Annotated in this window: 12 protein-coding genes; 6 read left to right on the top strand and 6 right to left on the bottom strand. The window is 62.5% G+C overall.

Annotation, left to right across the window (positions count from 1 at the left end; translation table 11 throughout):
• The first annotated feature begins 12 nt into the window (after positions 1–12).
• From B0G73_RS20835 to B0G73_RS20825, 3 genes are all read left to right on the top strand, one after another.
• Entirely contained in the window at positions 13–1,647 is a 1,635-nt protein-coding gene (locus tag B0G73_RS20835) for a D-alanyl-D-alanine carboxypeptidase/D-alanyl-D-alanine-endopeptidase (protein WP_106283166.1), read from the top strand.
• 237 nt (positions 1,648–1,884) lie between these two features.
• Positions 1,885–2,142 (top strand): hypothetical protein, encoded by a 258-nt coding sequence (locus B0G73_RS20830; RefSeq protein ID WP_308706148.1) that lies wholly within the window; start codon positions 1,885–1,887, stop codon positions 2,140–2,142.
• Between the two features lie 52 nt (positions 2,143–2,194).
• Complete coding sequence (locus B0G73_RS20825; RefSeq protein ID WP_258193395.1) at positions 2,195–3,043, top strand: transposase; 849 nt, start codon at positions 2,195–2,197, stop codon at positions 3,041–3,043.
• 55 nt (positions 3,044–3,098) lie between these two features.
• Here B0G73_RS20825 and B0G73_RS20820 read toward each other — a convergent pair whose 3' ends face one another.
• From B0G73_RS20820 to B0G73_RS41345, 5 genes are all read right to left on the bottom strand, one after another.
• Positions 3,099–3,308 (bottom strand): hypothetical protein, encoded by a 210-nt coding sequence (locus tag B0G73_RS20820; RefSeq protein WP_012428068.1) that lies wholly within the window; start codon positions 3,306–3,308, stop codon positions 3,099–3,101.
• A gap of 409 nt (positions 3,309–3,717) precedes the next feature.
• The gene (locus B0G73_RS20810; protein WP_106283163.1) at positions 3,718–4,350 is read right to left on the bottom strand and encodes a response regulator transcription factor; all 633 of its coding nucleotides are present in this window, start codon (positions 4,348–4,350) and stop codon (positions 3,718–3,720) included.
• Positions 4,328–5,977 (bottom strand): response regulator, encoded by a 1,650-nt coding sequence (locus tag B0G73_RS20805; RefSeq protein WP_106283162.1) that lies wholly within the window; start codon positions 5,975–5,977, stop codon positions 4,328–4,330. Before B0G73_RS20805 ends, B0G73_RS20810 begins: the two co-directional genes overlap by 23 nt.
• A complete protein-coding gene (locus B0G73_RS20800) occupies positions 5,974–8,139 on the bottom strand; it encodes an ATP-binding protein (RefSeq protein ID WP_106283161.1) in 2,166 nt (721 codons plus the stop codon). Before B0G73_RS20800 ends, B0G73_RS20805 begins: the two co-directional genes overlap by 4 nt.
• 197 nt (positions 8,140–8,336) lie before the next feature.
• Positions 8,337–9,005 (bottom strand): hypothetical protein, encoded by a 669-nt coding sequence (locus tag B0G73_RS41345; protein WP_258193394.1) that lies wholly within the window; start codon positions 9,003–9,005, stop codon positions 8,337–8,339.
• Here B0G73_RS41345 and B0G73_RS20790 point away from each other — a divergent pair.
• Positions 9,000–9,881 carry a hypothetical protein gene (locus B0G73_RS20790; RefSeq protein ID WP_106283159.1) on the top strand — a complete coding sequence of 294 codons (882 nt, stop codon included), beginning with the start codon at positions 9,000–9,002 and terminating at the stop codon, positions 9,879–9,881. The genes B0G73_RS41345 and B0G73_RS20790 overlap by 6 nt on opposite strands.
• A 195-nt stretch (positions 9,882–10,076) precedes the next feature.
• On the top strand, positions 10,077–10,574 hold the full coding sequence (locus B0G73_RS20785; RefSeq protein ID WP_106283158.1) for a hypothetical protein: 498 nt from the start codon (positions 10,077–10,079) through the stop codon (positions 10,572–10,574).
• Between the two features lie 23 nt (positions 10,575–10,597).
• On the opposite strand, the gene B0G73_RS20780 is transcribed toward B0G73_RS20785, so the two are convergent.
• Positions 10,598–12,844, bottom strand: a complete 2,247-nt coding sequence (locus B0G73_RS20780; RefSeq protein WP_258193393.1) for a PAS domain S-box protein — start codon at positions 12,842–12,844, stop codon at positions 10,598–10,600.
• 530 nt (positions 12,845–13,374) lie between these two features.
• On the opposite strand from B0G73_RS20780, the gene B0G73_RS20775 reads away from it, so the two are divergent.
• On the top strand, positions 13,375–14,694 hold the full coding sequence (locus B0G73_RS20775; protein WP_106283157.1) for an MFS transporter: 1,320 nt from the start codon (positions 13,375–13,377) through the stop codon (positions 14,692–14,694).
• Positions 14,695–14,713: the final 19 nt, after the last annotated feature.

Below are 14,713 nucleotides of genomic sequence, written 5' to 3'. Positions count from 1 at the left end.
CGGAGACATGCCATGAGCCCGACAATGGATCGACAGTGGAAGCGGTGGACCGCAATCGCGGGCGCCGCTCTGCTGGTGTCGTGCGGCGATTCGCTCAGTTCGAGTCCCACGGTCCCCGATTCGATCATGCAGGTGATGCAAAAACCGGTCTACAAGAACGCGACCTGGTCGATGCAGGTGGTCGATCTCGGCTCGGGCCATGTGATCTACGACCTGAATTCGAGCGCCCAGATGTTGATCGGCTCAGTGCGCAAGCTCTTTTCGGTCGGCTCCGCACTGAATCAACTGGGTGCGCGGCACCAGTTCGTCACGCCGGTCTACCGGCAGGGCACGCTCGATGCGGGCGGCACCCTCACCGGCAATCTGATCCTGCTGGCAAGCGGCGACCTGACCATGGGCGGCCGGGCCAACCCGGACGGCACGATCGCCATCACGAACTTCGATCACAACGAGGCCAACTCGCTGGGCAACGCCATACTCGCCACGCCCGATCCGCTCGCCGGCTTCAATTCCCTCGCGGCGCAGGTGGCGGCTGCGGGCATCAAAACGATCAATGGCGATGTCGTGATCGACGACCGGCTTTTCGAGCCCTTTGACTTTCGCGGTGAATTCAACGTGCGGCCGATCTTCGTCAATGACGACGTGGTCGACGTCACCCTGAACCAGAGCGCCGAAGGCTCGGCCGTTCCGTTCGACTGGCGGCCCAAAACAGCCGCGTTCAGCGTGCAATCCACGCTAGCGACGGGCAGCGCGGCCTCGCAGCTGGACATCGAACTCGCACCGGAACTGCCGTTGTGCATCGGCTCGCCGGGTTGTATCGGCAACATAACCGGCAACGTGCCGGCGGGTTTTACGCCGCCACTGACGAACGCCTACCCGCTGATCCGCACGTTCCGCGTGACCCAGCCTTCCAATTACGCTCGCACCGTGTTCATCGAAGCGCTGGCGCGCGCGGGTGTCACGGTTTCGGCGACGCCCGTCGCCGCCAATCCGGTTCAGTTGCTGCCCGCGCGAGGCTCGTATTCGAGCGCGATGCAGGTTGCGCAACTCACTTCGCAACCGTATGAGCAATACGTCAGATACGTCATGAAGGTCAGCTATAACATCGGTGCCGACACCAGCCTCATGCTGTTCGGTCTCGCACGCGACGGCTCGACGACGCTGACCGGCGCGCTAGCGGCGGAACAGGTCCAACTCTCGAACACGTTCAAGATCCCGTCGAGCCAGTATCACTTCATCGATGGCAGTGGCGGCGGCGACTCGACGGCGAGCGGCACGGCCGTCATCGCCATGCTCAGAGGCATGAGCACGACGCAGGTCTTTTCGCCCTTTTTCGACGCGTTGCCGGTGCTGGGCGTGGACGGATCGCTGGCCACCATCACCGCCTTCGAATCCGATGCGACGCTTGCAGGGGCGAAAGGCCAGGTGCACGCGAAAACTGGCACTTACGTCACGGAGAACCCAAACACGCCATCGCTGCCGTTCCTGAGAGGACAATCCCTCGCCGGCTATATCGATGCGAAAAGCGGCCACCGGATCGCGTTCGTACTGACGGTGAACAACGTTCCTATTTCGGGCATCAGCGACGTGCTCGCGGTGTTTCAGGACGAAGGCACGATATCGGCGATACTCTGGAAACTGCAGTAGTGCGGGCGCGTCCGCTCTTTGCGTCGATATAGCCGGTCATCGGCAGACGCAGACCTGGCCGACTAAGGATTTCCTGACCCGAAGTTCAGCATCGACCCCACTCATTTTCTTGATCTCCTGACAGCACTGCGAAAACTGGCCGCATACGATGAACGCACGCCGATCGTCCTTCGTCCGAGTGCTGCCATGGTTCCGTATCTGTCTGAAAGAGAAAATTCGATCGAGCACGTCAATGCGATGTGCTTGCGCCTCTTCGACCGGTGGTGCGAAACCAGAAGCGTCGTGCCGCTGACGTATCTGCTAAAAGGCTGGCCGATGACGAACGGCGACCCCGACACCCTCCGGCGTCTCGGAACCGCGTTGCGTGAGCTCAGACGGCAACATCTGCACGATTCCAACGACGCCGCCTTTCAGGAAGTCTGCGAGCTATCGGATTGTGTCGACGATCTGCTGATCCTTTCCTCCCTGCCAACGTCGGCGACGAGCGGCTGGTAGCGCGAACGGCGACAGCCGGGCCCGCGCAATGCAATAAGTAGGGGAGGACAGCGTGCATTTCAACGAAATCAGTGACGAAGAGTGGCTGCTGCTCGCGCCCGTCCTGGCCGATCCCCCGCTTATACACCGGCAGCGCGGCCGGCCACGCGCAGCGGTTCGCGCGGTGGCGAATGCCGTGCTGTGGGTACTCACAACCGGCGATCCCTGGTCCACGTTGCCAAGCCACTATCCGTCGGTGCCGACGTGCCGGCACCGCTTCGAGGCGTGGCGTTCGAGCGGCGCCCTTGCGCAGATGTACCGGATCCTTTCGAGCAGCGGCCGCACGTTTCGGTGCGGTCCGCAATTGACACTGGAACGCCGCAACGCCGTGACGCGCGGCATCGACCGCCAGACTCGAGACGAAGGTTTTCGGCGGGTGTTCTGGAGAGATCAGGCGTCGTGGCAGACATCGCGCGAGACATGGCAGTCGTCCCAAACGGCGGATATTTTCAAGGATCTCGCACGCGATCTCCCGCACCCCGCCAACTCCGAGCATGCCATACCCGAGCGCGTCGAACCCCGCGCGCCGGTGACACACCTCCCTGCCGTTCATCGAGTCGCGTCGCCGTGGATGGGCCTCGCGTCGAAAGGCCGAACCGAATCCGACCCGCGCGGCTACGTCATCTACATTGCCGCCGATCGGCTGGCGAACGCCCGTTTCCGCGGATGGACCGAGATCGTGCGCGACGATCGGCGAGTCGCGCGCTCAGGGCTGATCGGTCCGAGCTTCAAGAATTGCGAGACGGCACAGCAATACGCGCTCGAATGGGCCTGGCGGTGGATCGACGAGGAAAGCGGTGAAGACGGCAACGCCGCCGAACTGGACAGCGACGTCCGGCAGCAAAAAACGCGCGCGGGGTAAGCGACGCATCGACGCGACCCATCGACGCGGCGGATGCCCCGGCGCGTCCGCTGCGTCAATGCACCACGCCGAAGATCGCGTTGACGCCCTCCGCGGGCGTCAGGCCCACGTCGAAGTAACCTTCCAGCCTCAAAGCGGTCGCGTCGTCGAGTATGAAAGGCGGCCGGATGAAGCCGGTCGCGAATGCGTGGTCGTACCAGTCGCTCAGCCACGCACGCAATTCGGTTTCGTGGCCGGACAGCGTCCCCAGGTTGTCTGCGTTCATCGATAAACTCCTTTGTGCGGCCTTGTTCACGTCAACTGGCGAGCGGTTCAAAGCTCATTCTGCACAGATCCTTTGCCGGCGGAAATACGTGCCAGGTACCGTCGTCGTGCCGGAAGAAGAACAGCAGGATCGGACCGTCCGGACGCCTGATTTCGACGCATACCCGGCAAGTCCGACCGTCCGGCGAACCATGCAGCGTAAGCACACGAACTGGTAGCGTACCCGCCGTTGCCAATAATTTGTCGCGCAGTCCACGTAGTGAGCTTTTTGTCGCATCCACATCTGCCCCCGCACTTCAGGTTCCCATTTGACAATCGTGGGACAACGGCGAGGATTCTTCAGTCAGCAGCGCCGGATTGTTGATTCGGGAAATGCTGCTTCGCGCCTCAGGATATCCCTAAAGGCTCTGTCACTCCGTCACCAGACCGTGCCTGATCGCATACCGGATCAGCTCGGCGTTGTTGTTCAGGCCAAGCTTTTGCATGAGACGCATCTTGTGGGTGCTGATGGTCTTGGCGCTGAGCGAACACGATTCGGCGATCTCGTTGATGCTTTGACCGGCCGCCAGCATCCGTAATACCTGAAATTCACGGTCGGACAACACCTCGTGCGGCGGCGCATCGCCGGAATGCGTTTCGAAGACCATGGCGTCGACCAGTTTCGGGTCGATGAATCGCCCGCCTCCGGCCAGTTTACGGATCGCCGCGAGCAGCACGTCCGGATCGCTGTCTTTCGTCACATAACCGGTCGCGCCGGCGCGCAGCGCGCGCGACACGACCTGCGCCTCGTTATGGATACTGAGCACGAGGATCGGCAAGGGCGGCTGCTCGAGGCGTACGCGGCGGATCAGATCGACTCCGCTGATGCCGGGCATCGTCATGTCCAGCAGCACGAGATCGAAGCGCCTCGCGCGCAGCCGGTCGAGTACTTCCGAACCTTGCGCGGCTTCGGCGGCGACGACGATATCCGTGGTCGTCGCGATAATCTGTTTCAGTCCGCCACGCACCACGGCGTGGTCGTCAGCAATCAGGACGTCGATCATTTTCTGCCCCGCCTGTATGCGGAATGTGAATGGAAATGGCGGTGCCCATGCCCGGCGCACTGTCGATGGTCATCGCGCCGCCGATCAGACGCGCGCGCTCCTGCATGCCGAGCAGTCCGTAGGAATACCCCGTTCGCGCCATGTCGGGATCGAAACCGCAGCCGTCGTCGCTTACGTGAAGTTTGAGCGCCGACGCCGTGCTGGTCAGCGTCACGTCGGCCCGCGTTGCATGCGCGTGGCGCCCGACGTTGGTCAGCGACGCCTGAACGATACGAAATACCGCGGTGGCGCACGTCTCCGGCAGCACCGGTTCGCCTCCGTTGATATGCAACTGGCAAGGAATGCCATGGCGCCGAATGAAGTCCTCCACGAGCCATTCCAATGCCGACACGACCCCGAAGTTCAGCGCCACCGGCCGCAGATGGTTCGCGACATTGCGGACCATCCAGATAGTCCTTTCGACGAGTTCGCGCATGTCCTCGGCTTTGCGCATCGCGTCCGGATCCTGGCCGAGGCGCATTTTCAGCAGCGAGACATCCATCTTCAACGCGGTCAGCAACTGGCCGAGTTCATCGTGAATCTCCATGGCGATGCGCTTGCGCTCTTCCTCGCGAATCGCCTCCATATACGCGGACAACTCGCGCAACTGGTTGCGCGATTCGAACAGCTCCTGCTCGATACGTTTGCGCGACGTGATGTCGTTGAGGCCCACGTAGATCGCCGGAGCATCGCCGAAGGTCGCGACGCGCGCGGTCGCCATGGCCCAGAACGGGGAGCCGTCCACGCGCCGCATGTGGACTTCGCTGTTGTTGAAACTGCCCTCCGTGCGCAGATGCGAGACGAGCCGGTCACGATCGACAGGGTCCATATAGAAGTCGACGATATTGGTCAGCGTGCGCATGCCGGTATCGAGACCGAACAGTTCTCGCAGTGGCTCATTCACGTACAGGATGACGCCTTCGGGCATCGACGTGATGCACAGCGGGATCGGGCTGGTTTCGACAATCGTGCGGAAACGCGCTTCGCTCGCCTGTAATTTCGCTTCCGCCCGAAGGCGCTCTTCAACCTGGGCGGACAGCCGCGCGTTCGACTCCGCGAGTTGCCGCGTGCGCTGCTCGACCTGCTGTTCCAGCGCATCGCGCGCGCTCGACAGTTCCGTCTCGGCCTGCTGGCGCACCGCTATCTCGTTCAGAAGCAGGCGGTTCTGCGCGACGAGCTGCCGGTGCATCACGCGCAAGGCGAGATGAGTTTCGATGCGCGCCATCATTTCGTTCACGCGCACAGGCTTGGCCACGTAATCGACGCCGCCGGCCGAAAAACCCTCGACCATGTCTTCCGCGCCGGTCAGCGAGGTCATGAAAATCACCGCGATGTCGCGCGTGCGCGGATCCGCCTTGAGCCGCCGGCAGGTCTCGAAACCGTCGATGCCGGGCATCTTCACGTCGAGCAGGATCAGGTCGGGTTGAGAAAACAGCGCGCGTTCGAGCGCCTCTTCGCCGTCGAGCGCGACGAGTACCCGAAAGCCGCGGTCCGTCAGGCTCTCCACGACCACGCCGAAATTCGCCGGCGTGTCGTCCGCGATCAGGATGGTCGGCCGTTCGCCGGCCTCCGTGTTGAGCTCGTTCATGGCCTGGGCTCGACATTCAGATGCCGCTCGACCAGATTAAGAATGGCTTTCGACTGGTAGTCGCGAGCGAGCGCGCAGAGTTGCGCCGTGAACGAGCGATAACGTGAATCGCCCGCCGCCACGCTCTCGGCCCAGACGATAATTTCATGCATATCGCCAAGGCGGGCAAGGTGATGCAGTTCTTCCATCTGTTGCTGGGGCACAGCCGCAAGACTGATTTCGGGCGTCGCGGCGCGAGCGGACGACGGCTGCGACGCATGGCTCCACGTCAGTCCGAGCAAAGTGGCAATTTGTGCCAGCAGCGCTTCCAGGTCGACCGGTTTGGGCAGGAAGGCGTTGACGCCCGCTTCAATGCTCATCACCCGGTTGACCCCGGATGGGCTGGCAGACATGGCAACGATGGGGACATTGGCGAACTCCTGCGATTGGCGCAGGTTGCGTGTCAGGTCGAATCCGTTCATCTCGGGCATCACGATGTCCGTGAGAACCAGCGCGGGTTGTTCGCGCTGCGCCACCTCCAGCGCCTCGCGGCCGTTTTCCGCCTCGACGGTATCGAAGCCGAGACGGCCCAGCAGATCCACGATGATCGCGCGATTGATCTCGACGTCGTCGACCACCAGCACCTTCCTGCGCGGCCCTTCGTAGCCCGTCGCGGTGAACGAGAGCGACGCCGGCTCCGCCGTCTTGCGCAACACGGGTGCCACGTTCGCTGCCGGCAGTTCGAAGCGGAAGGTACTGCCCTGCCCGATCTGGCTCTCCACCTCGATCTCGCCGCCCATCGCTCGCACGAATTCGCGGCTGATGGCGAGGCCAAGTCCCGCCCCGCCGGCTCGCCGCTCGGCCGCGCCCAGTTGCTCGAACGGCTCGAAGATCGTATTCAACTGGTCGTGACCAATGCCGATGCCCGTGTCGCGCACTTCGAAACGAACACGGTTCGGCTCGGACCGCGAGATATGCAGGCTGACGCACCCCGAATCGGTGAACTTCACGGCGTTGGCAAGCAGGTTGAGCATGACCTGGCGCAGGCGCCGTTCATCGGCACGGACACCGGCGGGCGCCTCTGCGCCGATGTCGCAAATGAAGTCGAGGCGCTTCTGCTCCGCTTTCACGCCGATGATGTCGCGAATGACATCGACAAACCCCGCCAGCGGCACGTCACCGATTTCGACACGCAGCTTGCCCGCTTCGATCCTCGCGAAATCGAGCGTGTCTTCAATCAACGTCAGCAGATGTTCGCCACTATGGCGAATGGACGCAGCGCGTTCGCGCTGCCGCTCGCTCAGCGTGTCATCGCGTTCGAGGATCTGGGCGTAGCCGAGAATGCCGTTCAGCGGCGTCCTCAACTCATGGCTCATATTCGCGAGGAATTCGCCTTTGGCCCGGTTGGCCGCCTCCGCCAGATTGCGTGCTTCGCGTTCAGCCGCCGTGTCCTGCTCGTCGCGATACGCGCAATACAACCGCGCGCCCATGGCATTGAATGCGGCCGCCACGCGATCCAGTTCGTCCGGCTCACGCCGTTTGCGCCGCTGGAGACTGAACGGCCGGGGCGGTTCACGGAAATCGTAGTTCTCCACCATGCGCGCGATGGCCGCGACATGCCGCATCACGAGACGGGACAGAATGTAGACGATGAACAGCGAGACGAGAAAGGTGTTGGCGGCCTGAGTGACCAGGATCATCACCGCGGTACGCGTCAGTTCATGGTAAAGGTCGAGCAGCGTGGCCTCGACGTAGAGCTTGCCGATCTCGCGCTGCTTGCCTTGCACGCTGTAGTAGAGCGGGAATTCGCGGGCGATGACCCGACCGGCCGAGCGATGGCCCGCGCTCAGATAAGGAGATTGCCCCTCTTTGCCCGCCTCACGAATTTCCACGGCACGAATGTCCGGGAGACGCAGAATGCCGTTCAACTCCAATTGCAGCTGCGAACCATCCAGACGCCAGAGCGCTTCCGCGAGACTGTCGCGATTGCTGCGATCAATGTCCGCAAGGCGATTTTCAATCTGCTCCACGCCCCGGTAGTAGTCGCTGTAAAGCTGCAATCCGGTCAACAAGACGGTGACGACGCAGCTGACCAGCAGCACAGTCACGAGAAGCCGCGAGACGAGGCTACTCCTGAAGCTGCCGATCAAACTCCACCATGCGTCGAACAGGTTGTGCTTCATACATCCCCGCGAGTGCTACGGTTCTTGTTTCGTCTATTCTGCACTCGTTGCGCGCTGCGCGGCCCAGATCTGTTGGCCGCCGCATCGGCAGGGTGGCGATTTGACGTTCGCCTGCCCCAGCCAGCCAGTTACTCTCATTTGCCGGTCTGCGCCGGTGGTGTTTCCGGGAAACGCGTTCCGATCGAACTGACGTGAATCTACATGACGTACATGTTCGATTCGACAGGCGACATATCGTTGATCGCCGGCGGCAAGCAGATTCGCGGATACAGCAGAATTTCATCGATGCATGACGTCAGTTCGCCGAGGATCGGCCGCACGCGGCCGCCAAGGGCGTCGGGGTTCGACATCCGCAGTTCGCGCAATCCGTCCGACAATTTTTTCACGGACGCGTGCCCCCAATCCGGCAACGGCCAGCAGTGCAACAGATAGCTGAGCGGTATCACGCTTCTGCTTTCACACCAGATGTCGAACAGGCGCTCGCAGCCGGCGTTGAGGAATTCAACCGCGACTTCGCGGCTTTCCGAATGACCGTTCATAACGGATCCACAGAGATAGACGATTTCGATAGACCATCGTAGGGAGGCCGAAAGTGCCACACAGTCAGGAAGCGCGGAAAAATGCACTTCCGATCCGCTGAATATGCCGTCAGGAAATCCTGAATGGCCGTGCACGAGCGTTCGCGCGCCTGGGGCCTTGCGTCGACCTGTTTCAGATCGCATCGCGCTGCCTGACAAAGGGATTACACGATTTGTCAGCACAGGCACGACGTGGCACGATGAAACACCAGTCAGGCAAGAACCTGTGCGGACAAGCGCCTGTTTGAGCGCGTCACGGCTGATTCGAGAAACCATCCATTCATGCATCGCAGGCGCTTTGTTCTGGCCGCGCTAAGTGCGGCGGGCAGCACGCTTCGGGCACGCGCCGCCCCGGCCGACCCATCCGTCCACTTCGACATCGTCTATCCCCGCATTCGGCCTACCCGCGACGTGCAAGCCGCGTTTGCGCTCGCCGTGCTCGATCTCGCCATGAAAACGGCCAACGCCTCGTACACGTTGCGATCGGCCGACATCGAAATGGAACGCGGCCGCGCGCTTGCCGAACTGGCCGGCCCCGACAATATGATCAATCTGCACTGGACGAGCATGGAGGCGCAGGCCGAGCGCGGCCGGAACGTCGTGCGGATTCCGATACACCGTGGTCTGATCGGCCACCGGGTGTTCCTCATCCGGAAGGATCGGCAAGCCGATTTCGACAAGGTCGAACGCTTCTCCGATCTCAAAGCGTTCATGTGCGGCCAGGGACTCGGCTGGATCGATACGAAAATCCTGAGAGCTGCCGGCCTGAACGTCCAGACCTCGACCTATGACACGATGTTCGAGATGACCCAGGGCGGCCGCGTCGACTTTTTCCCACGCGGCTTAGTGGAAGCATTTACCGAACTGGAAGGACGCCAGCACCTGGAGCCCGATCTCGTGGTCGAGAACCGGCTGTTGCTGAAGTATCGATCGGATTTCATTTTCTATGTTGCAGCGGGCCATGAAGCACTGGCACAGACCATCGAAGCGGGGCTCGTCGCCGCGTATCGCAATGGCGCGTACATGAGGCTGTTCAACACCCATCATTACATTCAGGATGCGCTCGCGCGCGGAAATATCGCGTCCCGGTTGACCTTCACGCTCGACAACCCCTTCCTTTCCGAAGCCGACCGGAGGATTCCAGACGAGTACTGGATGCGCTGATGTCGCCGGCGGCGACTTTCTTCCGCTGGCAAAAACAAATGCCAGGGCCAAAAATCAGGAAATCCTGACATCAAGCTGCTTCGGGCGTCGCCGTATACATGGAAAGGCGGCGCGAATCCCCCGGCGCGACGTCCTTGCAATTGCAGGCGGGGTCATTCATCGCCACTCACGAATCCTACACATGGACATTGACAGGTGAAGCCGCACACGTTCGTCCTACAGGCGCGGCTTTGCGATCGCGCCACGGCGCTCAAGACGCGCATGGCCGAAGCGCATGACAAAGCGCAGCAACTGGTCGAGCGCGCCGAGGGCTGCCTCGCGGTGCTGGATCATATGCGGCAGGGCACGTCCACCGCGGCCAACATCTCGCTCGCGGACGATGCAGGTCCGCTCATCGCGGCGCTATATCGCGCGGAAAGCGACTGGCACGATCAGTTGCAGATGTTGAAGGCGCTGCTGATCGAACTCATGCATCAAAGTCGAAGCAAGCGCGGCGAGATCGAGTCGCTGGCCGCGCTTGCGTTTCGCTCGCAGACGACTCCTGAAGCAATCGCCGCAGCCGAGCGCGCCGTCGAAGTGCATCAGTCCCACTTTCAGGACGTCGACGCGCAACTGGAAGTGGCGCGCGTATGGTTCGAAAGCTTCGACCTGCAGATCAACGCGATTGTCGCCGGTTTGCGGAAGTCGTCTTAAAGGTTCGATCAGGTTCTCGACTGCTATGAAGCGTCGTCGGCCGGTATGCACACGGTGATCGACGTGCCGCTGCCCGGCGCGCTGAGCACCGAAATCTCGCCGCCCAACATCAGTACGCGTTCTCTCATGCCCACCAGCCCGAACGACTTCGTCCGCGCCGCCATCGAATCGAAGCCGCAGCCGTCGTCGCTTATTTCGAGGACCCAGCAGCGTCCGGTCCGTTCGAGCGAAATCGTGACCTGGGTCGCTGCGGCATGACGCGCGACATTCGTGAGCGCCTCCTGCACGATGCGAAACAGTGCGATTGCCCGCGCCTCGTCGAGGACCAGACTATCGTCAGGAATCCGTAGATGGCAGGCCACCCGGCCGTCGCGCGAGAATTCGGCGGCCAGCCACTCCAGCGCTGCGACGATGCCGGCATCGATTGCGGCGGGACGCAGCGACGCGACCACATTGCGAACCACCTGCATGGTGTCGTCGGCGAGCGCCAGCAGGTCCCGGAAACGCCCGGCCAGCGCCGGATCGTCTTGCGCGAACTCGATTCGCATGGCCGATACACCAAGCCGCAGCGCTGTCAGTTGCTGTCCCAGTTCGTCGTGCATCTCGCGGGCAATGCGCTTGCGCTCTTCCTCACGCGCGGTTTCGCGTAACGACGTCAACTCCTGCAACAGCGCATACGATTCGCGCAAACGGAGTTCGGCCTCCATCCGCTCGGTGATGTCGGTCCAGATCGTCAGCGCACCGCGTATGTCGCCGTTAGCGTCGTGCTCGGGCACCGCGCTAACGTGCCAGCCCACTGGCTTGCCGTTCTTCTCCGACGTGAGATCCACCTTAGCGCCGATACCGCTTGCCATCACCTGCTCCAGCGTGGCGGTGATCATCCGCAACTCGGGCATCACACTGTCCGATAGCTCGGCAGGCGCTTTATCGATGGCGTCCGCCGCGCGAATCCCGTTGACCTGTTCGAACCTCGGATTGACGTAGCTATAACGACAGTTGCGGTCGTAGCGAACGATCATCTCCGGCGCGTTTTCGGTCAGCGTACGAAACAGTTGCTCACTGCGCTTGAGTTCGTCGATGTCGCGGCATATGGCAAGCACGGTGGCGACCTGGCCGTCGGCGGCAAACTCCGGCACCATCCGCATATGCCCCCATCGCACCTCGCCGTTGGCGTTACGGAACCGCACTTCGTCCATGCGCTCCGTGCCGGTCTCGACAACGCTCCGCAGCCGGTCCCGATACCGTGGCACATCGACCACTGGCGACTCGTCCACGCTTGCCGTGCCGGTGGCTTCGTCGGCCGTCGGCGGCAAGATCGCGCTCAGTGCCGGATTGGCGTAGATGCGCCGGCAGTCGCGGTCGAAGCGCGCGATGTAGTCCGGCGAATGCTCGACCAGCGCCCGGAATGCCTGCCCGCTCGCATGCAAGCGCTCTTCCGCCTTCTTGCGTTCGGTGATGTCGCGCCCCAGCGCCAGCACGCTCGTGATCTCGTCGTGCAGCCCACGCTCCGCGAGAATGCGGACGTGGTGATAGCTCACGTCATTCGCGCCGTTGCGCAACGTGAGTTCGTGCGTGCGTTCCGCGCCTGTTGCCAGCGTGGCCGCCAGCGCATTCTGATAGGCGACGAACTGGGGATCGGCGGTATGTTCGGTCGGCGTCGCGCCGAGCATTTCGTGCAGGGGGCGGCGCAGTATCGCGGCAAGTCCGGAGTTGGCATAAACCAGCCGACAGCCGAGGTCATACCGGCAAATGATATCGGGCGTGCTTTCCGCGAGGCGGCGGAATTGCGCCTCGAGTTCCAGTTGCGCGATCAGGAGCTGCTCGGTGCGCTTGCGCTCGGTAATATCGCGCACGAGCGCGAGGTTATACGGTTGGCCTTCGTACTCGAAATAGCTCGCGCTGATCTCGACCGGCAACGTCGTGCCGTCCTGCCGCCGCTGCATCGACTCGATCATTATCGAGCCGTTCTCGCGCAACTCTTTCCAGACGTCGAGCCACCGTTCAAAGTTCCACTCGGGATCGATATCCATCACGCGCATCCGCAGCAACTGCGCCTGACTGTATCCGAGCATGCGGCAGGCCTCCTCATTGACGTAGATGAAGCATGCGCGCTGGTCGATCAGATAGGCAGCATCGCTGACCAGGTTGAGCGCGTAGCTCTTCAGGTGCATGAGCGCATCTGGCTCGGCCGTGGGGAGTTCGAGGCGCCCATCATCCTGCCGGGTCGCGGCTGCCGGCGCCTTGCGTGGGTCACCGCTGATCTCTTTCATTGAATTGCGCGCGTGTCGGGTCAGTGGTTGCGTGTCGTCGTCGATAAGCGGCCCCGTCCGCCTGTATCGCGGGCAGGGCAGACAACTTATTCGATAAGCATAGCCCGGAATGCGCCGGCGGAAAATTCGGTCTGGCGCGGGCGAAGGAGCGATCAGCCGCCCCTTCGCTTTCAGCAACGTGGCATTCGCCCGCCAATCGCCGGGGTTTACCCTTCAACGCATCGCTATCGCTTGCAATCTCTTCGAAGAAAGGCACAAAATGTAAGCGCTATCATTTAGACATGTGAAGCGAAGTTGCCAGCAAAATCCCGTGATTCGCGTAAAAGCGCAGCCTAATGTAAGCGCTAACATAGGTGATGGAACGAAGTATCCGCCTTCACCCACGTTGACGCCACACTCAGCGCGATGCGCAAAAGCGCGCGGACCTCGACCAACGCGCGCCGACGTAGACGCGCACATTCCGGCCGCCTGACATCGCATCAGCGCGGCTTGCTCACACCCGCCGAAGACATGAAACGGAGACAACGATCATGAGCGCAACACCGAGCCTCGAGCAGGCGCCACCGCGAATCCGCCGCGCCCAGATCGTGGCGCTCACACTGCTGATGGTGAGCGGCATCGTCAACTATCTGGACCGCGGCACGCTCGCGGTCGCCAATCCGCTGATCCGTCACGACCTCGGGCTGTCGCTCGGACAAATGGGACTGCTGCTCTCCGCGTTCTCGTGGAGCTACGCGCTGTTCCAGTTGCCGGTGGGCGGCCTCGTCGATCGCATCGGACCGCGCAAGCTGCTCGGCATCGGCCTGATCGTCTGGTCGCTCGCGCAGGCGGCGGGCGGATTCGTCTCCACCTTCGGCTGGTTCATCCTCGCGCGGATCGTGCTGGGCATCGGCGAAGCGCCGCAGTTTCCATCGGCGGCCCGGGTGGTCAGCAACTGGTTTCCGCTGCGCGCGCGCGGCAAACCGACCGGCATTTTCAACTCGGCGTCGCCGCTCGGCACGGCGCTCGCGCCGCTGTGCCTTTCGGTTCTCGTCGTGCAGTTTCACTGGCGCTGGGCCTTCATCGTGACTGGCGTGGTCGGTCTCGTCGTCGCGCTCGTATGGCTCGCGGTGTACCGCGACCCCGTCAAGGCGACCATGACCGAAGCCGAGCGGCACTATCTCGAAGGCGACGAAGCGGGCCGCAAGCCGGCACCCACGGTCACCTTCGCTGAATGGCGCTCGCTGTTTTCGCACGGCACCACGTGGGGCATGCTGATCGGCTTCTTCGGCTCGGTCTATCTGAACTGGGTGTACCTCACGTGGCTGCCCGGCTATCTGACGATGGAACGCCACATGAGCCTGATGCACACGGGCGTCGCGGCATCCATACCGTTCTTCTGCGGTTTTCTGGGCTCGCTGACGGCCGGCTGGTTCTCCGATCTCATCACGAGCCGCAGCACGAGCCCAGTTGCGAGCCGCCGCAATGCGGTGGTGATCGCCATGCTCGGCATGGTCGCGTTCACGATTCCGGCGGCGCTCGTCGAGAGCAACACGATCGCGATCGTATGCATCTCGGTGGTGATCTTTCTGGCGAATGCCGCATCCGCCAGTTCATGGGCGCTCGCCACCGCCGCCGCGCCGCCGAACCGCGTCGGCTCGCTCGGCGCGATTCAGAACTTCGGCGGTTTTCTGGGCGGCGCGCTCGCCCCGATCCTGACGGGCTATATCGCGCAGAGCTGGTCGTTCGTCCCCGCGCTGCTCACGGCCGCGGGCATCGCTTTCATCGGCGCGATGAGCTACCTCCTGCTGGTGCGCAAGCCGATCGAAGACCCGTCCGCCCAAACCGAACCCGTGCGAGCGCCCGCGTAAAACGCGCGCGCCGCCCCGA

The sequence above is a fragment of the Paraburkholderia sp. BL25I1N1 genome (assembly GCF_003002025.1).
GTDB lineage: Bacteria > Pseudomonadota > Gammaproteobacteria > Burkholderiales > Burkholderiaceae > Paraburkholderia.
Note: the sequence above shows the minus strand (reverse complement) of the source record. Positions and strands in the feature narration are given on the sequence as shown.